Here is a 22,399-nt window from a genome sequence, read left to right on the forward strand (position 1 = left end):
AAAGAAGGAGTGGCTGAGATGGAACAACGTCTTTATGAGTTATTGGATTTATTGGTGCGATTTAATACGGAGAGTCCGCCGGGGCGTAATACGGATCCGTTGCAGGATGAGATTGAGCAGTTGTTTCGTGATTTAGGTTTCGAGATTCAGCGTGAGCGTCTGTATGATAATGATAGTGTGATTGTGGCGACGTTGAAGGGTGAGGATCCTGAGGCGCCGAAATTAATCTTGAATGGTCATGTGGATGTGGCGTCTGTGGAGGATGACTCGAATTGGGAGTATCCGCCGTTTCAACTTACTGAGCACCAAGGTTGGTTATATGGCCGTGGTGTGAGTGATATGAAGGGCGGTATGGCATCGTTATTCTATGTTCTTGAAAAGTTGCATCAAGAAGGTCGCCAGCCTAAAGGTGATATTATTGTGCAATCGGTTGTAGGTGAAGAGGTCGGTGAAGCGGGTACGAAATTGGCATGTGAAATAGGACCTAAAGCCGATTTAGCGTTGGTGTTAGATACGAGCGAGAATATGGCGCTAGGACAAGGTGGTGTGATTACCGGTTGGATTACGGTTAAAAGTAAGAATACCATTCACGATGGTGCACGTAGTCAAACGATTCATGCAGGCGGTGGATTATTTGGTGCGAGTGCGATTGAAAAGATGACGAAGATTATTCAAGCGTTAAATGAATTAGAACAGCATTGGGCGGTCATGAAACACAGTCCCGGTATGCCACCAGGTGCAAATACGATTAACCCTGCCGTCATTGAAGGGGGACGTCATCCAGCGTTTATAGCGGACGAATGTCGTTTATGGATTACGGTGCATTACTTACCGAATGAAAGCTATGAAGAGGTTGTCGCTGAAATTGAAGATTACTTAAACCGTGTAGCAGAAGCGGATATTTGGCTTCGCGAGAACCCATTACAATTTGAATGGGGCGGTGAATCTATGATTGAAGATAAAGGCGAAATCTTCCCAAGCTTTACAATTCCTTTAGACCATCCTGGATTTAAACAATTACAAGAGGCGCATCGTGATGTTCATAGCAGTGACATGCAACATGGTATGAGCACAACAGTAACAGATGGTGGCTGGACAGCCCATTTTGGTATACCGACGATACTGTATGGCCCAGGAAGTCTAGAAGAAGCCCATAGCATAGATGAAAAAATAGAAGCTGATGAATTAAGCACCTATAGCAACGTACTCTACACATTCCTCAACCATTGGTACGACCATCCAGAAAAATAAGTAACAAGTCGCGGTTGGGAGTATATTAAGAAGATATAGTTATCGATGAAAGTATGTATTCGTACACATATAAGTAGTTCTAAGATGAACTACGAATGATATTGAATGGTTCTTGATAATTTTATAAATATATTGCTTAGTACTTTTTTAAAAAGTTCTAAGATAGATTACGAAGTGTAGTTGTGGAGACTCCTATGTTGATTATTAATGAACATAAGTGTTAAGCATTTATGTAAAAAACTCTAAAGATGAACTACGAATGACGTTGTGTGACGCCTGAGGGAGCAGGATGAGTGTCGAGACCGTGGCTCGACCCAGCCCCCTAGGCAAGCATCACAACAGAATGAGTAGTAGCTAATGGTAGAAGAACTATAAAGATAAATGAAAAAGGCAATGGCCCGATTAAGGACCATTGCCTTTAATAGTGCGAAGACTATTTCTTAAATGAGTGACGAATACGGTTCATCCAGCCAGCACGACGTTTAGAAACGACGGGCATGCCTGAAGGTTGCGCAGCTCGCTTCTTTAACTCTTGACCGTACTTCATCGCTTCTTGCATTAAGTAAACTTGAGAGTTTAATGGAGATAAATTGTTTTGAACATAATGATACTCACCATTTTGATCTTGATAACGACCTTTTTGGTTATCAGACAATTGTAAATCCATAAAGTCTACTAAACGTTTACCAATCTCTTTATCTTCCACAGGGAATAGAATTTCCACACGTTTAATCATGTTACGTGTCATAACGTCTGCAGATGATAAGTAAATGCGTTCGTCACCATTATTATGGAAGTAATAAATACGTGAGTGTTCTAATAAACGACCTACGATACTTACCACTTCGATATTTTCACTAATGCCAGGAATACCTGGTTTTAAGCAACAAATACCACGAATGATTAATTGAATTTTCACACCAGCTTGTGATGCTTCGAATAACTTTTCAATAATCGCTTTATCTGTTAATGAGTTCATCTTCATCATGATTTTACCGTTACCATGTTGAAGGTGGCTATTAATTTCTTTATCGATACGATCAATAAAGACATCACGAATATCGAATGGTGCTACGATTAATTTATTGTATTCTGGTTTAACAGAGTAGCCACTTAAATAGTTGAAGAAGTTAATCGCATCTTCTGCAATTTCTTTATTTGTTGTGATGATACCCATGTCAGTATAAAGTTTAGCCGTTTTATCGTTATAGTTACCTGTACCTAAATGGACAAATGATGTTAATTCGTTACCAATACGTTTAACAACTAAAGCAATTTTACTGTGTGTTTTTAAGTGTGTCATACCGTAAATAACGTGACAGCCGGCATCTTCTAACATACGTGCCCAATGTACGTTGTTTTCTTCGTCGAAACGTGCTTTTAATTCTACAAGTACTGTTACTTGTTTACCTTTTTCAGCAGCTTCTTTCAAGCTGTTAATAATAGGCGAATCCTTACTTACACGGTATAATGTTTGTTTAATCGCTACTGTGTTTGGATCATCAGCGGCTTCACGAATAAAGTCAACGATAGGTTCGAATGATTCGTATGGATGATGGAAGAAGATGTCACGTTTTAATGCAAGGTCATACACGTTGTTATTGCCTAAAGAACGTGGAATTTGTGGTGTATATTTCTCATAAGTTAAGTAATTTAATTTATGTGATAAATGATCAACTAGACCAAAGATAAATGTTAAATCTAATGGACCATTTAAGAAATACACGTCTTGTTTATCAACTTCAAGTGTTTCAATTAACCAGTCTAAATCATCTGGATTAGCTGTACGGCCATCTACTTCTAAACGTACGGCTGAACCACTTTTACGTTCTTTTAAGAAACGTTCGATTTCGATTAATAAATCTTCTGCGCCATCTTCATGGATAGTTAAATCTGCGTTTCTTGTAATTCTGAAAGTAAATGTATTTAAAACTTCATATCCAGTAAATAAATAGTTAATGAAATATGTAATTACGTCTTCAACCATAACTACATATTGTTTAGCTCCCTCATTGTAAGTTAAGAATCTTGGAATGAGTGAAGGAATTTGGACAATAGCTGAATTAATTGCATCCTCAGTATCAATATCAACAAAGATATTTAAACTTTTATTATTCAATTTTGGGAAAGGATGGTACGCATCAATGCCAAGTGGCGTTAAAGTTGGTAAGATTGTTAATTTGAAATCTCTTTCTAACTTAGTTAATAATGTGTCAGATAGTTCATCCGGTTTGCACATCACGATGTCGTAATCTTTTAATTGCTCAATTAATTCATTGTAGCGTTCGTATTGTTTATCAACGTATCTTTTTGCTTTCTCTTGGATAGCATCAACTTGTTCTTGTGGTGTCATTTGCGCTTTGTTCTCTGGTTTGTCATAGCCCATTTTTACTTGGTCTTTTAAACCAGCGACACGAACCATAAAGAATTCATCTAAGTTCGAACTAAAAATTGACACGAAATTTAATTTTTCGAGTAGTGGATTGTTATTATCGTATGATTCTTGTAGTACGCGATAGTTGAAATCCAACCAACTTAATTCGCGGTTATTATAGTATTGTGGTAAACTGATATCATTTTCTCCCAATTGAGTTTGCATATTCCAAATACACCTCGTCATTTCCTCAAATATACTTTATTAATAGTGTTTAAATAGTCAATGGCAGAATGACCTAATGCTAAGATAGCATATTAATTTTAAGATTTTGTAAAGATGATGGAAACTTTCCCTTTAAGTATCTTTTCGATATGTTTTTTCTGTCTATTCGCTTGATACTCTTCAGCAATAGGTTCACCATCTGTGTAATATACAGTCAATTCATAGTCATCTTCGCCTTTTTTCTTTTTCTTCAATTCCACATCATCAACGAAACTTGTGTGTGAAATATTTAGCGCATTGATAAACTTAATGATGCCACCCAATGCTTGGATTGTATCGATTTCTTTACTACTAAACCATCCTGTTTCTTTGCAATAAAACTTAAGTAGCGATTTATTTTTAAAACTAGCGAGTAATGCAAGTTTTACGCGGTCTTTATGCGTATAGCCGTTAATCATTGAGTTCGCAATAATGTAGTAAGTATGTGGCGAACTTGAATCTGAATCGATAAAGCTACCTAAGTAATAAATGTAAGCGCCTTCTTCAAAAAGACGTTGATCGTTCTCACTAACGTCTAAATCACGCATTTTAATTAGTTGCGCTAATAAAGATTTAGCTAATTTTAAGCGGGCTTGCGAACTCACATCCTCAATATGATATTCACGTGCTAAAAAATGGATTGCCTCTTTACGCACATTATTTTTATCAAACACATCTGGATAACTTTCACGAATTTGTTTAATCACATAGCCTTCGCGTAATCCGTTTCTTGAAAATGTAAATTGTGTGGCGTCTACTTTTTTATAAAGTGTTTTAAAGACTGATACAGCTGGTAGAATAATGTCTACACGGTCACGACTTAATCCATCTAGGTTAGTTAAATCATCACGTGAACTTTTACGGATAATATCATACACTTCATCAATGTCTTTATTCGTCATTGTATAGTTATGAACGCCACCAATAGGGTATGAGTGTTCAGCTTGATGGATACGTGCGACGTTTCGTGCAGAACCACCAACACCAACTAATGCCACTTCTTGATCCTTTAACCAATCTAACGTATCAAATTGTTGAGATAAGAATTTCTCCATATCTTTAATCGCATTTTTATCGTTATGATCTTTGCCTTCAAAGAATTTACGTTTTAATGTGACAACACCAAATGGGAAACTATGAGATTCAAATAGTTCTTTGTCTTTGAACAGGGTTACTTCTGTAGAACCACCGCCGATATCTACAGAGATACCATTTTCAATTTCAGTCGTATGTGTAATCGCATAGTAACCGTAATACGCTTCATCTTTTTCAGGGACGATCTGAACATCAAGGCCGACTTCCTTTTTAACTTCTTTCACAATTTCATCGTTATTCTTTGATTGACGAATGGCAGCTGTCGCAATAGGATGTAATTCTGTAACCTCAAATTTGTCTGAAACAGATTTGAAACTATGTAATGCATCGATTAAGACATGTATGCCTTCTTTACTCATTTTGTTATCTTTAGTGAGATATTGGCTCAAGCGAGCAGGGGTTTTAATATTGAGCAATTCACTAAGACCTGTATTTTTATCGAATTTAAATATTACTAATCTGATGGTATTTGATCCAATATCGATTAAACCTATACGTTCTTCCATCATGTCCTCCTCAATGACTAGAATATGTGTTGAATTTTATTACTTATTTATACTTTTATTTTACCGTAATATTGTGGATTGAAAAAGGGAACAAAAGGAAATCTTAGTTTATTAATAAGAAAAAAGTAGAAAAGAAATCAATTAATTTGAAAACGATTTCTTTTCTACTCTTTTGTTTAATTATTTAGGTATTTTAACAGGGCCACCTGGTCCTAGTGGTATACCAAGTAAGTACCAGATAATCACGAAAATAGTCCAGGCGATACTTAAAGCAATGGTGTATGGCATGAGACTTGAAAGTAGTGAACCAAGTTTCATATTTTTATCATACTTTTGCGCATAAGAAAGCAGTAATGGCATATAAGGCATCATTGGAGTAATAGGATTGGTAACTGAGTCACCTACACGATAAATCATTTGTGTGAACGCGGGGTGGAAGCCAACTAAAATCATCATTGGGACGAATATTGGAGCGAGAATACCCCATTTAGCTGACGCACTGCCAATCAACATATTCACTAAACTACTTAGGAAGATGATACCAATAATAAGGATGATACCATTCTGATGTTGTAACAATTTAGCACCATACACAGCGACGATAATGCCTAGGTTACTCCATTGTAAAAAGGCAAGTAACTGGGCTGCGAAAAATACAATTAAGATGAATGAGCCCATTGAACCTAATGAATCTGCAATCATACTGCCTAAATCTTTGGTGCTTTTAATTTGTTTACTCATAACCCCATAAATCACGCCAGGAATTAAGAAGAGAACTAAGATAACTAAACCGACACCATTAATTAATGGTGAATCGTCTATTAAGCTACCTGTCTTTGCATTACGAAGCCAACTTGACTCAGGAATACAACAAATAATAAGCGCGATAATTAAGATAAGAAATGAAATATTTGCCCATAAAAGTGCTTTTTTCTCAGTTGGTGTTACTTTAGATGATGTTTCATCTTCTTCATCTAGGTCAGATTGACTTTCATCATACTTGCCTAAATGGGGTAGCACAATTTTAGTTGTCACGAAGTAAATAACGGGTAGTACCAAGAATACACTGGCAGCGATAAAGTACCAGTTCATTGCGACATTAATTTTAACGTGATCTGAAACAATCTTTGTAGCTGGCTCAGTAAAGGCATAGACGAGCGCATCTTGCATACCGATTAATAGATTGGCACCGAAGCCACCAACTGCAGCAGCGTATGCCATTGTTAAACCTGCGATAGGATGGTAACCAATCTTAATGAAAAGCATCGCAGCAAGTGGTGGTAAAATCACTGTTGCTGCATCTCCCGCTAAACTACCTAAGATACCAATTAAAATAATCGTAGGTAAGATAAGTTTGTTAGAGGCTTTATTCACGACTGAAATCATTAACTTGTCAAAGTAGCCTGTCTTTTCGGCGGCACCGACACCAATCATTACAGCAAGCACTAAACCGAGTGCTGGGAATTCAGAGAAATTCTTAATTGCATCATTCATAATCATCGCAATGCCGTCTGTACTGATAATACTTTTAGCATGGATAAGTTTTCCTGTTCCAGGATGTTTAACTGAGATATTAAATAAAGAAACAATCCACGTGATGACGGCTAAACCGACACACATGAGAAAGAAGAGTACTGCTGGATCGGGTAATTTATTACCCACTTTTTCAACGCCATTTAAAAACTTTGTAAGTAAAGATGGTTTATCTTTTGTATTTGTTGTCATGAAATGGCCCCCTTTGTTAGATAACGTAAAGTATAACAAACTATTTTTTAAAATATAGCAATATTCAGAAATTTAAATATAATAATTAATTATTACTTGAATAAGTTATTTAAAATTATAAATTTTGGATATTAGGTTTAAAATCTTTTTTGTTAAGCGCTATCATTCGTTCGCTCGCGTTTGAGGTGCTTCATTTTGTGGAAAAAGAAGGAAGAATAAAACAATAAGTTGAGTAGAAATCAATTTGGGAGCGTGAACAATTATGAAACGTTTAGAAAATAAAATCGCAGTGATTACTGGGGCTAGCACTGGTATTGGGCAAGCATCTGCGAAAGCATTAGCTGAAGAAGGTGCGCATGTCTTAGCATTAGATATTTCGGATGAATTAGAAAAAACTGTCGAAGAAATTAAACAAAATGGCGGACAAGCGACTGCTTATAAAGTAGATATTTCGGATGATCAACAAGTTCAAGATTTCGCGAAGAAAGCGAAAGATGAATATGGACGTATTGATGTCATCTTTAATAACGCAGGTGTGGACCACAGTGCAGGTCGTATTCATGAATATCCAGTGGAAGTGTTCGATAATATCATGAATGTGGATATGAGAGGAACATTCTTAGTAACGAAATTCTTACTTCCATTAATGATGGATAATGGCGGTTCTATTATTAATACGTCTTCATTCTCAGGACAAGCGGCGGACTTATATCGTTCAGGATATAACGCTGCGAAAGGTGCAGTAATTAACTTTACGAAATCTATCGCGATTGAATATGGTCGTGAGAATATCCGTGCCAACGCGATTGCACCAGGTACAATTGAAACACCATTAGTTGATAACTTAGCAGGTACGTCTGAAGATGAAGCGGGTAAAACATTCCGTGAAAATCAAAAATGGGTAACACCACTAGGTCGTTTAGGTAAACCAGAAGAAGTAGGCAAACTTGTAGCCTTCTTAGCATCAGACGATAGTTCATTCATTACTGGTGAAACAATTCGTATTGATGGTGGTGTGATGGCATACACTTGGCCTGGCGAAATGTTAAGTGATGACAGTTGGAAAAATACAGTAGAATAGAAATGGATTGTAGTATTAATGAAAAGGCTGAGACAAAATGTCTCAGCCTTTATTAACGCTTTGGCAGTAGGGTTTGGTTTGAACAATATAAGAAACATAAAGACGACTAATGCCAATACACCATTTAAAACCCCAGTCTACTGCTATAAGTTAATTTTTGTTTCGTCAAATGACGTTAATCTTCGTTCAAATAATTATATCATATCAAAATATAAAAATACACTTTTAAAATAATATATCACCATTTAATTTTGTTATAAGCATCATCGTTGAGTGAGCGGACGATTTCAGTTACAAGTCGTACTGAATTTTCATAGTCATCTGTATGCAACACTGAAACATTTGAATGCATGTAACGTAATGCCACGCCAATAGAGATAGTAGGGATACCTTCATTTGCGACGTGAATACTACCAGCGTCTGTACCACCGCCTGGCGTTGTGTCCCATTGAACTGTAATATAATGTTTCTTCGCCACTTCTTTAATGTGTTGACGTAAACCTTGATGCGCCACATTAGATGCGTCCATTAATATTACAACAGGTCCATTACCGATAGCCGTTTCACTACCTAAATTAGTCATCCCAGGAGTATCAAATGCTACAGCTACATCTACTGCGATGGCTAAGTCTGGTTTAATTTTATTAGCAGCCACTTTAGCACCACGTAAACCGACTTCTTCTTGCACAGTTGCGCCAGAATATAGATCGATACCAATTTGTTCATCTTTTAAATTTTTAAGAACATCGATAGCAAGCGCACAACCATAGCGGTTATCGAAGGCTTTAGCAGTTAAATATTTACCATTCGCAAGTTGCTCGAACTCACTATATGGTGTAATCATATTGCCAACTTCTACACCGTGTTGTTCTGCATCTTCTTTACTGCGCACGCCGATATCGATGAACATCTCTTTAATATCGATTGGCTTTTTACGTGCTTCAGGTGTAAGGACATGAGGCGGTTTAGAACCAATGATACCGCGAATCTCTTTGCCCTCATCTGTCGTGATCGTTACTTTTTGTGACAACATTACTTGATTCCACCAGCCACCAATTGGTTGGAATTTGATGAACCCATTATTATCAATGCTTGTCACGATGAAGCCGATTTCGTCTAAGTGTCCTGACACCATTAACGATTTAGTACCTGTTTTACTTTCTTTTTTTCCGAAAATGCCACCCAAACCGTCTTCGATAATTTCATCACTCACGGGTTCTAAATAATGACGCATTGTTTCTTTAACTTTGCGTTCGTAACCTGCAATACCATTTACGTCAGTCAATGACTTAAGTAATTCAATTGACTCTTTCATAAGTATGAGACCCCCTAATATATGTAATTACAATCATTGTAGCATGATTAAACTTAATTTTCTGAAAAAATAATGGTTTAAAATATAAAAAGAATTGAAAAATCTCACATCAACAATAAGTAAGTGCTATAATTTATTGTGAAAATGAATAAAAGGGAAGTAGAGGCATATCATGAAGAAATTCTTAATATTAGTGGGCATTATTGTATTAAGTGTAAGCATGCTAAGTGCTTGTAGTAAAGAACGTTCGAAGACATATGAAGGTGACGTTGACGGTAAACACGTCATCACAACTTTAACTTATAAGAAAAATAAAGTGTTAAAACAAAACACAATTAGCACGTTAAAATATAATGATTTAGGTATGTCGAAAGAAGAAGGTAAAAAAACATTTGATGATAATCGTTCGTTGAAAGATTATAAAGGCGTATCTTATAAATTAGAAGACAAGCATGAAAAATGGGTTGAAAACGTTGAGATTGACTACAAAAAAGCAGATCTTAAAAAAATAGGAAAACAACTTCCGTACGCTACATTATCTAAAAATGGTAAGAAAGTGAATATGGAAGGGTCAGTACGTTATTTAAAACATTTAGGATTTAAACAAAAATCGAATATGACAGAAGACTAGAAAGAAAAAAGGAGTGGGCGAAGTTGCCCACTCCTAAACTGTAGATAAACCCTTTCACTCGTCGTCACCTTATGCGTTCCTAGGTCATTTACGTATAGTAAACTCCCGTCGTCACACATTTCGTTTCCTCGATTGGTAAGGGTTTTCTGACAGTCTTTCTGCTATTAATTACTGTAACAATAAAAAAAGAGTGGACAATTTTGTCCGCTCTTTTTTACTAGTTAAATACTGTTTAGTGCAGTGTCTAGGTCGTTGATAATATCTTCAGCATTTTCAGTACCGATAGATAGACGCACCATTTCTGGTAATACGCCAGATTGACGTTGTTCTTCTTCAGTTAATTGTTGATGTGTAGTACTTGCTGGATGGATGACTAATGATTTTGAATCACCGACGTTTGCAAGTAATGAGAATAATTGTAATTCGTCAACAAAGTGAGCGATATCGTCAATTGAACCATCCACACCAAATGTAAGAATAGCACCTTGTCCTTTAGGTAAATATTTATTTGCGAGTTGATGATATTTACTGTTTTCAAGTCCTGGATAATTAACCCATGTCACTTTAGGGTGTTGATCAAGGAAGCGTGCTACTTTTAAGGCATTTTCAGAGTGACGTTCCATACGTAAATGAAGTGTTTCAAGACCGATTAGGAATTCATGAACATTGTAAGGTGAAACGGCTGAACCTAAGTCACGTAATAATTGAACACGAGCTTTCGTGATATAAGCAGCTTCGCCAACATCTTTCGTATAAGAAATACCGTGATAGCTAGGGTCAGGCTCAACTAAACCAGGGAATTTGCCGTTATCCCAATTGAATTTACCGCTATCCACGATGATACCGCCGATAGAAGTACCGTGACCGCCAATAAATTTAGTAGCAGAGTGAATGACAACGTCAGCACCATGTTCGAATGGACGACATAAGTAAGGAGAGGCAAATGTATTATCAATCACTAATGGCACTCCGTGGTGGTGAGCAATATTTGCGACTGCTTCGATATCTAACACATCGATGGCAGGGTTACCAATTGTTTCTGCGTAAATCGCGCGTGTTTTATCATTAATTGCTTCTTTAAAATTTTCAGGATGACTTGGATCGACAAAATGGACTTTGATGCCTAATTTTCTAAAAGTAATATTTAATAAGTTGAATGAACCTCCGTAAAGGTTTGAAGAGGCAACGATTTCTGAACCAGTTTCAACAATGTTGAGTAAGGCAAGGGTGATAGCTGCTTGACCAGATGAAGTTGCGAGCGCACCTACGCCACCTTCTAACTGAGCCACACGTTCTTCGAAGACATTTTGCGTAGGGTTCATAATACGTGTGTAGATATTTCCTGGTTGGGCAAGAGAGAATAAATCTTGAGCGTGTTGCGTGTTATCAAAGACATAGCTTGATGTTTGATAAATCGGCACTGCACGTGATTTAGAGAATTCATCGATGACTTGACCGGCGTGAATCGTTTGAGTTTCAATTTTCCAATTTGGGCGTTGTTCTGACATAGTGAGGACCTCCAATAAATTGAATTTTCAGATAATTATATTTATATATATTATACAGAAGTTGGAGGGTAAATCAAACCAAATTACTCGGGATTGGAAAATAAATATAAATTAAGAGGCTAGACAAGAAAGCTAATGCTCTGGGAAACTAATTAACGGCTTCCCAAAAGCAGGATTCTCGGCAGAGACCGTCACGACTCGACAAAATTTGGGAAGCAATTTTGCTTATCGTTCGGTTCTGCTCAAATCCTAAACGCTTTTGTCCAGACCTCTGTGCTTTAACTTATTAATTTTAATTTATAATTTGCGATTTCTTGGAGTGTGCCATCGTCTCGTTTAATAACGATATGATCTTTTGTAATTTCGTTTGGACTTTTTACACCGACTGCAGCTGCGATATTGAATAAGCCTTCATGTAAACTTGTTACATAGTTCGTTACACGATATTGTTTTTCATCAATAATTAATGCTTTTTCTTTTTTAGGGTCAGTCGTTGCTACACCAACAGGACATGTATTTAAGTGACATTGTTGACTCATAATACATCCTACGCTAATCATCATACCGCGTGCCACATTAACTAAGTCAGCACCTAAACCTAAAGCGATAGCAATTTTATCTGGTGTGATTAATTTACCTGAAGCAAAGATTTTCATCTTATCACGCACATGATAACGTTCTAACATTCCAGAAACGATAGGTAAAGCTGTGAATAAAGGTAAACCTACACCATCTTGAAGTTCTTGGAAAGTGGCCCCTGTACCACCTTCACCACCATCGATAGTAATAAAGCTTGGGTAAATATCCAGTTTCACCATAGTTTGTACTAATTTTTCAACTTCATCCACCTTGCTGACTACAATTTTAAAGCCAACTGGTTTTTGACTAATCCCGCGAATTTTATCTACAAATTTTAATAATTCCTCTGGTGAATTAATGAAATCGAAGCGGTTAGGTGAGTTAATTGTTTTATGTGGCTCTACGTTACGAATTTTAGCGATTTCTTCTGTCACTTTATTACCTTCCATGTGACCGCCACGTGTTTTAGCACCTTGAGCAAGTTTAAGTTCATAAGCTTTAATTTCTTTGTGTTGATTTAACTCTTTGAATAAATCTTCACTGAAGTTGCCGGCTTTATCACGTACGCCGAATAATCCAGGCCCTATTTGGAAGATGATATCGCCGCCACCTTTAAGATGGAAATCTGATAAACCACCTTCGCCTGTATTCATCCAAGTCCCTGCACGTGCTAACCCTTTTGATAAGGCTGTAATCGCATGTGAACCTAACGCACCGTAACTCATTGCCGATTGACCTACAAGACGTTTGATTCTAAATGGATGAGCAAGCTCTTCACCTAAGACAATTGCATTTTCATCAGATAAATAGAATGGATCGATTTCTTCTTTCTCACGATGTTCATCACGTTTAAATAATTTTTGGTTATCTACTTTATATAAAAACGTAGAAATCATTTGGCTATTATCTACTTGTAATTCTGTAGCTTGTAATGGGAACATCGTATTGCGTATGTAAAACCCTTCTTTATATTCTCTTAATGTCCCGAAACTTGCCATTCGTGAATTATATTTCCCTGATAATACGATGTCTGTATATTCTTGTCTTGAAAATGGCTTTCCTTCTGTATCGTTCGCAAATAAATACTGACGTAATTCTGGGCCGATTTTCTCAGCGAAATAACGTACTCGTCCTAAAACTGGGTAATTACGTAATACGCTGTGTTGAGTTTGTTTACGGTCTTTAAACAAGAAAATTAATGCAAGTACGAGTAAGCCAATGATAATGATAAAAATCATGACATTAACTATAAACTGCATCGTAGTAAGTAATTCATTCATTTATATTCATCCCCTTTAACCCTTTATACCCTCCATGATATAACAATTAATGTTTTTTACAATTAAAGATTTTAAATTTTTATAAAAAATCGAAAAATCAAATTTAATAAAAATCAATTGGTCTTGTGATAAGGTTATTTTAAAATAGTAAAGAATAAGTGTTGTAAGTTTGAGGTGACACATGGAGAAAGAAGTTATTAAATATGTAGTACCTAGAAATCGGTGGGGGAGTAATGAAATAGTTAAGAAGGATTTCCTACTTATTCCTATTTTTTTATTTTTTCAAATATTGATGCCAATTATTATCGTGTTCGGTGTGTTAGGGGTAATGGCAATGATTACCCAAGATCCACCGCCATTATATTTTTATAATTTAACATTGAGCATTAGTTTCGTGGTTGCGCAATTTATAGTAATTGTAGCGTTTTTTGCCTTACATAAATTTTATATTGCCGATGTTGCACGACGCCAATTCCATTTCGCTAAGCAACATTTAAGTATGATTATTATCACAGGCATTATTGCTTTAATCGCTTATTATGGTGTTAATTGGGTTTCTTCGATGCTCCCAACACCTTTAGGCTACGACAAGACGCAAGCACAAATTCGCTTGGAAGGATTGTTTAATCATCCTAGTTCCATCTTCTTTACTTTTATCACAATGGTTATTTTCCGACCATTAATAGAGGAACTCATCTTTAGACATTTAATCATCCATGAATTAGGTAAACGTTTTAGTTTAACATTAATGATAGGGCTTAGCTTAGTTGTAGAAGTGTTGGCACATGTCTATGACTTGATTTCTTGGCTAGAAATCTTCCCGTACATGATACTCTCACTCGGCGCTATTACCGTTTATATGAGAAGCGGTAAGAACTTAGCAGCGTCTTTCTTGTATCATAGCTCTGTACAATTAGTCATATTTATTATTACAATGATTGAGAGGTTTTTTTAATTTTTGAAAAGTAATATCACTTACTTTTCCAAGAATCAGAAGATAAGGAGAGACATATGACTTCGGAATATAATGATTCGCAACAGACAAATGAACAACCACCATTGAGGAATGAATTTGCTTCTAAGCGTGTAGTGAAAAGAGATTTCTGGCTTATTCCTGCTTATGTAGGATTTAATATGGTGTTAATTGTTATGTTGTTATCAATTACTATGAGAACGCTCACTTATTTTTTTGGGCCCATGCCTGAAAATGAATTTAAGCGTAGTTTATTGTCTTGGGGGCAAATTTACACCCTTATGGGCCAATGTTTAATACTGTTATTATTTTATTTAATGCATAAAAAAACGATTATCCCCTTAGCTATTCAACGTTTTAAAGATTTAAAGAAACACATAGTCTTAATTATTGTAGTATTAGTAGCAATGTATGTATTACAGGGCATTTATGGCTGGTTTATTGAATTATTACCTGAGAAATATCAATTCGATGATACAGCTAATAATAAAGCCATTGAACAATTATTTACAGTTAAATGGATATGGCCAATCTTATTTTTAGATATCGTAATTGTGACACCTATTGTCGAAGAATTACTATTTAGACATCTTATTATTCACGAATTAGGTAAGAAATTAACATATATCGCAATGTATATCGTTTCTGTATTGATTTTTGCTGGCTTACACGTACTCGGCGTTGGCGCCTCATCACCATTTGAAATAGGACCATATTTAATTATGGCTACTGGTTTTGTGGTTGCCTATCATTTTAGTGGACGAAATTTAGCAACAACTATAACGCTACATATGATAAATAATTTTGTATCATTTATAGCTATTATTGTTCCTATTATCGCAGGTAAATAATAGGGTATAAAGAAGTAAGACGTGATTCAGACGTTAATGTACTGAAATAAAACGTCTTACTTTTTTGTTTTATAATTATGGTTTTCAATTAAGAAATAAATTTATTTCTATAAAAAATTAAATTTAAATACTCAATAAATAGTAGTAGGATAGGAATAAGGAGGTCAGAAACCGATGTTATTAGAAATTAAAAATCTGAGTTATAAAGCGTCTCACCGTACAATTTTAAATAATATTAATTTTCAAGTTGATAAAGGTGAAACGATTGCTATAGTAGGCCCCTCAGGTAGTGGTAAAAGTACGTTTTTAAAACAAATCAACAATTTAATTAGCCCTACAAAAGGAGAGCTTTATTTTAAAGGGAAACCGTATAGTGATTACAAGCCAGAAACATTACGTTCCCAAATTAGTTACCTAATGCAACAAAGTGAATTGTTTGGAGAAACGATTGAAGATAATATGGCATTCCCAGCAATGGCACATAACGATAAATTTGATAAAGAAAAAGCTAAAAAATTATTAGAAATGGTAAATTTAGGTGACTATTCATTAGATTCAAAAATTGAACATTTGTCAGGTGGGGAACGTCAAAGAATTACGATTGCACGTCAATTGATGTATAAACCTGAAATGTTGTTACTTGATGAATCTACAAGTGCCTTAGACACCCATAATAAATCAAAAATTGAAAAAATGATTTTCCAACTAGCTGATGAAGGTGTAGCTATTTTATGGATTACGCATAGTGATGATCAAAGTATGCGTCATTTTCAAAAGAGAATTACCATTACTGATGGTGAAATAACTAAAGAGGAGGACTTACAACATAATGAGTAATACAGCCCTCTGTTTAACAGCCTTACTGTTATTAATTCCAATTATTATTTCTTACAAAGAAGGCTTACATATTATTAAAGATTTGGTAATTGCTTCTCTTCGTGCAGTTATCCAATTACTGATTTTAGGATTTGTACTGAATTATATCTTCAAAATTGATGAAGCATGGATATTAATATTAGCGGTATTAATTATTATTATTAATGCCTCTTGGAATACGATTAACCGTGCGTCACCAGTCATGCACCATGTATTTATTATTTCGTTCATAGCGATTTTTATAGGGACAGCGTTACCTTTAGCTGCCACAGTCTTAGCCGGAGCAATTGATTTCAAAGCGAATGAAGTCATTCCAATTGGTGGTATGTTAGCAAACAATGGTTTAATTGCGATTAACTTGGCATATCAAAATTTAGATCGTGCATTCGTAAAAGATATTGCAGATATTGAATCGAAACTGACACTTGCCGCTTCACCTAAGTTAGCTTCTAAGGATGCTATTAGAGAAAGTATCCGTATGGCGATTGTCCCAACGATTGATTCAGTAAAAACATATGGTTTAGTTTCCATTCCAGGTATGATGACCGGATTAATCATCGGTGGTGTGCCACCTTTACAAGCGATTAAATTCCAACTATTAGTCGTGTTCATTCATACTACCGCAACGATTATGTCTGCCTTAATTGCTACATATCTAAGCTATAATCAATTCTTTAATGCACGTCATCAACTTATCGCACGTAATAACGATATCCAAGAAGATGACGAAGACGATAAATAATTTTCTTGAAAATGAAAAGTCAGTTTCCGTTTGAAAATTTGAGCGGAAACTGACTTTTTGTATATATGATTAAGATTTATCGACAAGTGAGATATGAAAGTGAACGCCTGTATCAGTAGGCAACACTTCAATACTTCCATCATGAAAGTGAACAGCATCTTGAATAATAGACAATCCCATACTATGATGAGCATTATCTTTTTTAGAAGTATAAGACTGCTTAATAAGGTCATCAATATTTGATTGAGGCAAGCCTTGTCCATCATCAATATAGTCGATAATTAATATATTATTTTCTCTAGTAAAATGAATTGTGATATTTGGATGTTTATCATTATGTTCAATACTGTTATTGATTAAATTAATGAGTAAACGTTCAAAATATAACTTATTACCGTAAAACTGTGACTCTTCTCCCAGATTAAATGATAAGGACAGCTGTTGATACCCAATAATAGACGCGATGCGTTCCACCGTTGCTTTTATAGGGGAGTTCTCTTTGTCCTGTTTCATTTGTTGTGTTTCTAAATCAAACGATTGATTCAAGCTATCGATTAAGTCACTCATAAAAGTAGCTTTTTCAGAAATAAGTTGAACATAAGGCTGTGATGCTTCATCAGTTTGAATTAATTTCGAATAGCCATAAATTGTTGTGAGAGGCGATTTCAAATCATGAGAAATTTGATTTATCCATTTCGTCTTATAGTAATTAATCTGATTATGATAAAACTTATCTGATAACATTTGTTGATTTAATTGAGTCAATGAGTGATCCAATTCTGGATACGTTTTACGTTTCTTTCTTTTTCGCTTGCGCTTCCGTTTTTGTTTTGACGTAGGCTGATACAACTTACCTTCAGATAAATTACCAATCCAATCAATGTAATAAGCCAAAGGTTTTGTTAAACGCTTCGATATAAGGAAAGCAGTGATAGACACAAAGAAAATATTAATGACTAAGAAAATAATTAAAATTTTAAAAAACGCTTTGTTCATATCGTGTCCAGACGTACTTAAATCTTTTGAAGCATCATATTCTCTGTAATTCAAATTTTTAGAAAAAGTTAAGGTATTATTTGAAATATTATAATTATATTTATTGTAATCTTGAGTTGTAATACTTTCTAAAAGCTGAGAAGTACTAATGTTATTTGAATTTTTTATATTATCGTTATTATTGTGTTTATAAATATAGACTAGATAATTTTGACCATTGCTAGTTTTAATAGAATTAGCAGAGCGTATATCTGAGAGAATAAAAGGCTTTATACTATGCCCTTTAAGCGACTCAGGGTAGGTAATTTCACCTTGTTTATTTGTGAAATATAAATCAACATGATCTTGTTTGGCTAAGTTTTTTATTTTCTCATTTGGTTGATTGGTAATATTAAACATATCTAAATAATCCGTATCTAGTTCATTCATACTACCACTAAAATTAAATACAATATTTAAAAATATTGAAACTACAAAGACCATTGAAAAAATAAAGTTAATAATTAAAAAAATACTAATGTATTTTAAAAATTTTAAAGTGAATCGTTTATTCATGATGATCTTCCTTAAACATATAGCCTTTGCCACGTACGGTTTTAATCATTTTAGGTTCATTAGGGCATGCTTCGATTTTCTTGCGTAATGTACGTATGTGGACCATTAATGTATTATCATCAACGCCTGTATCATAACCCCATACTTTTGTGTAAAGTTGATTCTTAGTCAGTACCTGATTTTTATTGTTGATGAGATAAGTTAATAATTGGTACTCACGATTAGTTAAATTAACTATTTCATTATTTACATACACTTCCATACTGTTGAAGTTAATTTTCAAATTTTGATATGTATAAATAGGGTTAGACTTCTTATTTAAATGAAGTGACACTCTGTAATAAAGTTCCATTGGATCAAATGGCTTTTTAATATAATCAACGGCCCCATTTTCAAAGCCTTTATAAACATCAATATGAGTGGTTTTCGCTGTGACAACGATTACCGCAGTTTTAGATAAATCGATATATTTTAATAACTGATATCCATCTTCTGATTTTAAATTTAAGTCTAGAAGAATCACTTGATAATGTTTATTCAGTAATTCATTTTTAGCTTCCTCAATATTAAATACAGATTGTACTGTATCAATACCTTTAGTTGTTAATGATAATTTCATTAGTTCATTAATATCTTTATCGTCTTCGATAATAAGCACATTCTCATTCATTGCGAACACCTCATTATTCATCTTATAAAACTTTTTAATATTTAACTATTGTTGCATTCATGATTTAAGGGAAATTTAAGATAACGATAAGAAGTAGTTAAGTACCATGATTTAGCATGAAGTTAAATCGATGTAAAAGGGGTTTGTACAAATGAAACGATTATCTTATATTATCGGATTTCTTATTACTGTACTTGGACTGTATAACATTTTACGTTTAGGCTTTAGCTTAGTAGAAAATCATTTTAATTTAAACTTTGGAATCGACATCTTACTCCATAACAATTATGTGATTTATGGCACTATGATTGTATTAATTGTATTGATGATTGCTGAAGCGGTTGTTGAGCAATATTTAGAAGATAGAAACGACTTATCTTAATTTTTTGTACAAAAATAAAAATGAATATTATAATAAAACAGTTACTAAGCTTAAAAAATAGCGAGTAGCTGTTTTTTTATGAAAAAATTTAATAGTTAGGAAAGGAGATTTCTGCATGTCTATCATGCGTATAGCAACCTTTATCATTAGCGTCTTTATCGTCGGGATGGTTGAAATGATGGTCGCTGGGATTATGAATTTAATGAGCGATGATTTAGGCGTTTCAGAAGCTGTTGTTGGGCAACTCGTTACGCTTTACGCGCTGACATTTGCGATTTGTGGACCTATATTGGTTAAACTGACTAACCGTTTTGCGGCTCGCCCGGTGCTACTTTGGACTTTAGTGGTTTTTATTGCAGGGAATGTCATTATCGCAATTGCCCCGAATTTTACTATTTTAGTTATTGGACGAATTATTTCTTCTGCAGCTGCTTCATTAATTATCGTGAAAGTGCTTGCTTTAACTGCTATGCTAACCGCACCAAAGAACCGTGGGAAGATGATTGGTGTCGTTTATACAGGTTTTAGTGGCGCGAATGTCTTCGGTGTGCCGATTGGTACAATGATAGGTGACTGGATTGGTTGGCGCTTCACATTTGTCTTCATTATTTTAGTGAGCCTGATTGCTGGGTTACTGATGATTAAATATTTACCTACTACTTCAGAACTCAATTATGCGAATCAACAATATAGTCATATCGACGAAAGTGGCCAGCAAACGTCTCATATTTTGAGACCTGCCGAAATCGTGAAATATCTAGCGATTACATTATTAATTTTAATCGCTAATTCCGTGACATTTGTCTATATTAATCCGCTTATTTTGGAAAATGGACACAACATGGGCTTCGTTTCATTAGCATTATTAGTTAACGGTGTCGCAGGTGTTGTAGGTACTTCAATGGGAGGCGTACTAGCAGATAAACTGACAAGTAAACGTTGGTTAATTATTGCTTTCTCAGTCTTTATCGTCATGATGATTATTATTAACTTAATATTATCAACTACGCTTCTATTATTAGTAGGATTATTTATATGGAATATTGTTCAATGGAGTACGAACCCTGCAATTCAAAGTGGGATTATCGAACACGTAGAAGGTGACACAAGCCAAGTGATGAGTTGGAACATGTCATGCCTTAATGCCGGTATCGGTTTAGGTGGTATTATTGGTGGCTTAGTTGTTTCTAATATGTCAGTTGAAGCGGTCACACTCGTTAGTGCATTTATAGGACTAGTTGGTTTAATCATAGTTCTTACTCTTAAAAATATTCATTACGCGAAAAATTAAAAACAAAGGCGTATCGCAACATTTGCGGTACGCCTTATTTGTATATGTGTGGCTCTTTATTATTTGAATGATAAGGTTGCCATGGCATTGTATCTGACTTTGCAAAAGTTACTAAATCACTTATCATTTGTTCACTTAATTCAGTTTCTGAAGTTAAGTTTTTAATGCCGTGTGCTTTAAGGATATCCATTTTCCCAAACCAAAAGACAAGATCTAGAATGTGATAAGCACTGTTAAATTCAGAAGAGGTTGGTAAGTGCCAGTCGAAACGTAAAAACCAACGCGTTGAGTGGGACAAGGTTTCTAATAATTGAAGGGCGGGCGCTTTAAAATACAAGTCAGTGACGAGTTTCGCTTGTTGTTTGCCTGTTTGTGCCTCTATTTCCTTTACATTAATATCATTTAATGCCATGACCTCTACAAAGCGTGAAGGCTCTAATTTACGAGATTCGTTACGAATATAACAATCACCTTCATCATTAGTCACATCTATGACGACAAGTTTCTTAAACTTTGATAGTGGACGTGTCATACAGTCATCTTCGATAGGCGTATAAATCAATTCCAAACCTTTGGATTTGCCACGCGAAGCCTCATCTAACGCTTGTAATTCCAATATGTCTGAAACTGTTAAATCTTCTAGCTTTTTATTTGGAAAATGAGTATCTATCAATTTATGAAAATGTTGCGCTTTTAAGTAGCCAGTTTCTTCTTTATCAAGTCTCAAAGTACCACTGAGTAACATCACTTTATGATAGAGTGCATCTAATTCAGGCATCTGCATTAAAGCCATAATACTCATACTGCCGGCAGATTGACCCATTAATGTGACATTCTGAGAATCGCCACCAAAGCTTTCAATATAATGATGAACCCATTTCAATACATTAATTTGATCCGATAGACCATTATTTTTATCAAACATTTCATTAAAATAGGACCAGTCTAAAAAGCCTAAAGCGCCTAAGCGATAGTTAAATGTGACGACAATCACATCATGTTGTTGAACAATAGCTTCTGGTGTATATAACTCTGCAGAACCATGTCCATTTACAAATCCGCCTCCATAAAAATAGATAATGACAGGTTTATTAGTATTATCATTATTTTGCATCCAGATATTTAAATATAAACAATCCTCGTTTTGTGAAAAAGTTACATTTTCAGAAGAAAAGAAAGTTTCTAATTTATTATAAGGCTGAGGAGGAATAGTTCTAAAATGAGTAGCTTGAATTTCACCATCCCAAGACGTGTATAACTCGGAATGTTTAAAACGGCAATGATGCGTAGGCGGATAAGCATAGGGGATTCCAAGAAATTTAGCAACTCCGTCTTCACTTATACCATGTATCTTTCCGCTAGTCGTAGTGATTGTAACCATATTAAAACGCCTCCCTCTCTCTTCATTCAACCTAACTATAGCACTAAAAGTAGGCATAAAAAATACCAAGCGC

The 22,399-nt window shown here is 35.0% G+C and carries 18 protein-coding genes; 9 read left to right on the forward strand and 9 right to left on the reverse strand.

Annotation, left to right across the window (positions count from 1 at the left end; all coding sequences use genetic code 11):
* Window positions 1-9: 9 nt before the first annotated feature.
* The gene (locus tag CD127_RS03065; RefSeq protein ID WP_268927669.1) at window positions 10-1,251 is read left to right on the forward strand and encodes an acetylornithine deacetylase; all 1,242 of its coding nucleotides are present in this window, start codon (window positions 10-12) and stop codon (window positions 1,249-1,251) included.
* A gap of 433 nt (window positions 1,252-1,684) precedes the next feature.
* On the opposite strand, the gene CD127_RS03070 is transcribed toward CD127_RS03065, so the two are convergent.
* The 3 genes from CD127_RS03070 to CD127_RS03080 all read right to left on the reverse strand — a co-directional run bounded on the left by CD127_RS03070 (window position 1,685) and on the right by CD127_RS03080 (window position 7,215).
* Window positions 1,685-3,850, reverse strand: a complete 2,166-nt coding sequence (locus tag CD127_RS03070) for an RNA degradosome polyphosphate kinase (protein ID WP_103298416.1) — start codon at window positions 3,848-3,850, stop codon at window positions 1,685-1,687.
* Window positions 3,851-3,948: 98 nt separating this feature from the next.
* Window positions 3,949-5,490 carry an exopolyphosphatase gene (ppx, locus tag CD127_RS03075; protein WP_103365727.1) on the reverse strand — a complete coding sequence of 514 codons (1,542 nt, stop codon included), beginning with the start codon at window positions 5,488-5,490 and terminating at the stop codon, window positions 3,949-3,951.
* Window positions 5,491-5,670: 180 nt separating this feature from the next.
* The gene (locus CD127_RS03080) at window positions 5,671-7,215 is read right to left on the reverse strand and encodes an AbgT family transporter (RefSeq protein WP_103365728.1); all 1,545 of its coding nucleotides are present in this window, start codon (window positions 7,213-7,215) and stop codon (window positions 5,671-5,673) included.
* Between the two features lie 262 nt (window positions 7,216-7,477).
* Between CD127_RS03080 and CD127_RS03085 the strand changes: the two genes are divergently transcribed.
* Complete coding sequence (locus tag CD127_RS03085; protein WP_103365729.1) at window positions 7,478-8,296, forward strand: SDR family oxidoreductase; 819 nt, start codon at window positions 7,478-7,480, stop codon at window positions 8,294-8,296.
* 238 nt (window positions 8,297-8,534) lie between these two features.
* Here the strand turns inward: CD127_RS03085 and CD127_RS03090 are convergent, their stop codons facing one another.
* Complete coding sequence (locus CD127_RS03090) at window positions 8,535-9,611, reverse strand: M42 family metallopeptidase (protein ID WP_103365730.1); 1,077 nt, start codon at window positions 9,609-9,611, stop codon at window positions 8,535-8,537.
* Window positions 9,612-9,783: 172 nt separating this feature from the next.
* On the opposite strand from CD127_RS03090, the gene CD127_RS03095 reads away from it, so the two are divergent.
* A complete protein-coding gene (locus CD127_RS03095; protein WP_167409898.1) occupies window positions 9,784-10,242 on the forward strand; it encodes a DUF1307 domain-containing protein in 459 nt (152 codons plus the stop codon).
* A gap of 221 nt (window positions 10,243-10,463) precedes the next feature.
* Here the strand turns inward: CD127_RS03095 and CD127_RS03100 are convergent, their stop codons facing one another.
* Together CD127_RS03100 and CD127_RS03105 are read right to left on the reverse strand one after the other, a co-directional pair.
* Window positions 10,464-11,750: an O-acetylhomoserine aminocarboxypropyltransferase/cysteine synthase family protein gene (locus CD127_RS03100; RefSeq protein ID WP_103365732.1), complete on the reverse strand. Its 1,287-nt coding sequence runs from the start codon at window positions 11,748-11,750 to the stop codon at window positions 10,464-10,466.
* Between the two features lie 278 nt (window positions 11,751-12,028).
* On the reverse strand, window positions 12,029-13,609 hold the full coding sequence (locus tag CD127_RS03105) for an FMN-binding glutamate synthase family protein (protein ID WP_103365733.1): 1,581 nt from the start codon (window positions 13,607-13,609) through the stop codon (window positions 12,029-12,031).
* 181 nt (window positions 13,610-13,790) lie between these two features.
* Here CD127_RS03105 and lnsB point away from each other — a divergent pair, with 181 nt between their 5' ends.
* The 4 genes from lnsB (at window position 13,791) to CD127_RS03125 (ending at window position 17,051) form a co-directional block, all read left to right on the forward strand.
* A complete protein-coding gene (gene lnsB / locus CD127_RS03110) occupies window positions 13,791-14,564 on the forward strand; it encodes a CPBP family lipoprotein N-acylation protein LnsB (protein ID WP_103365734.1) in 774 nt (257 codons plus the stop codon).
* A 56-nt stretch (window positions 14,565-14,620) separates the two neighbouring features.
* Window positions 14,621-15,433 (forward strand): CPBP family intramembrane glutamic endopeptidase, encoded by an 813-nt coding sequence (locus CD127_RS03115; RefSeq protein WP_103365735.1) that lies wholly within the window; start codon window positions 14,621-14,623, stop codon window positions 15,431-15,433.
* Between the two features lie 174 nt (window positions 15,434-15,607).
* Complete coding sequence (locus CD127_RS03120) at window positions 15,608-16,270, forward strand: ABC transporter ATP-binding protein (RefSeq protein WP_103365736.1); 663 nt, start codon at window positions 15,608-15,610, stop codon at window positions 16,268-16,270.
* Window positions 16,263-17,051 carry an ABC transporter permease gene (locus CD127_RS03125; RefSeq protein ID WP_103365737.1) on the forward strand — a complete coding sequence of 263 codons (789 nt, stop codon included), beginning with the start codon at window positions 16,263-16,265 and terminating at the stop codon, window positions 17,049-17,051. Before CD127_RS03120 ends, CD127_RS03125 begins: the two co-directional genes overlap by 8 nt.
* Window positions 17,052-17,120: 69 nt before the next feature.
* Here the strand turns inward: CD127_RS03125 and CD127_RS03130 are convergent, their stop codons facing one another.
* Together CD127_RS03130 and CD127_RS03135 are read right to left on the reverse strand one after the other, a co-directional pair.
* Window positions 17,121-18,602: a HAMP domain-containing sensor histidine kinase gene (locus CD127_RS03130; RefSeq protein ID WP_103365738.1), complete on the reverse strand. Its 1,482-nt coding sequence runs from the start codon at window positions 18,600-18,602 to the stop codon at window positions 17,121-17,123.
* Window positions 18,595-19,272, reverse strand: coding sequence for a response regulator transcription factor (locus CD127_RS03135; protein WP_103298429.1), 678 nt, complete (start codon window positions 19,270-19,272; stop codon window positions 18,595-18,597). The genes CD127_RS03130 and CD127_RS03135 overlap by 8 nt, the downstream gene beginning before the upstream one ends.
* 151 nt (window positions 19,273-19,423) lie before the next feature.
* On the opposite strand from CD127_RS03135, the gene CD127_RS03140 reads away from it, so the two are divergent.
* Window positions 19,424-19,654, forward strand: a complete 231-nt coding sequence (locus tag CD127_RS03140) for a hypothetical protein (RefSeq protein ID WP_103365739.1) — start codon at window positions 19,424-19,426, stop codon at window positions 19,652-19,654.
* A gap of 115 nt (window positions 19,655-19,769) precedes the next feature.
* Window positions 19,770-20,945: an MFS transporter gene (locus CD127_RS03145; protein ID WP_103365740.1), complete on the forward strand. Its 1,176-nt coding sequence runs from the start codon at window positions 19,770-19,772 to the stop codon at window positions 20,943-20,945.
* A gap of 34 nt (window positions 20,946-20,979) precedes the next feature.
* Here CD127_RS03145 and CD127_RS03150 read toward each other — a convergent pair whose 3' ends face one another.
* The gene (locus CD127_RS03150) at window positions 20,980-22,326 is read right to left on the reverse strand and encodes a carboxylesterase family protein (protein ID WP_103365741.1); all 1,347 of its coding nucleotides are present in this window, start codon (window positions 22,324-22,326) and stop codon (window positions 20,980-20,982) included.
* Between the last annotated feature and the right edge of the window lie 73 nt (window positions 22,327-22,399).

The sequence above is a fragment of the Staphylococcus petrasii genome (assembly GCF_002902565.1).
GTDB classification, from domain to species: Bacteria; Bacillota; Bacilli; order Staphylococcales; family Staphylococcaceae; genus Staphylococcus; species Staphylococcus petrasii.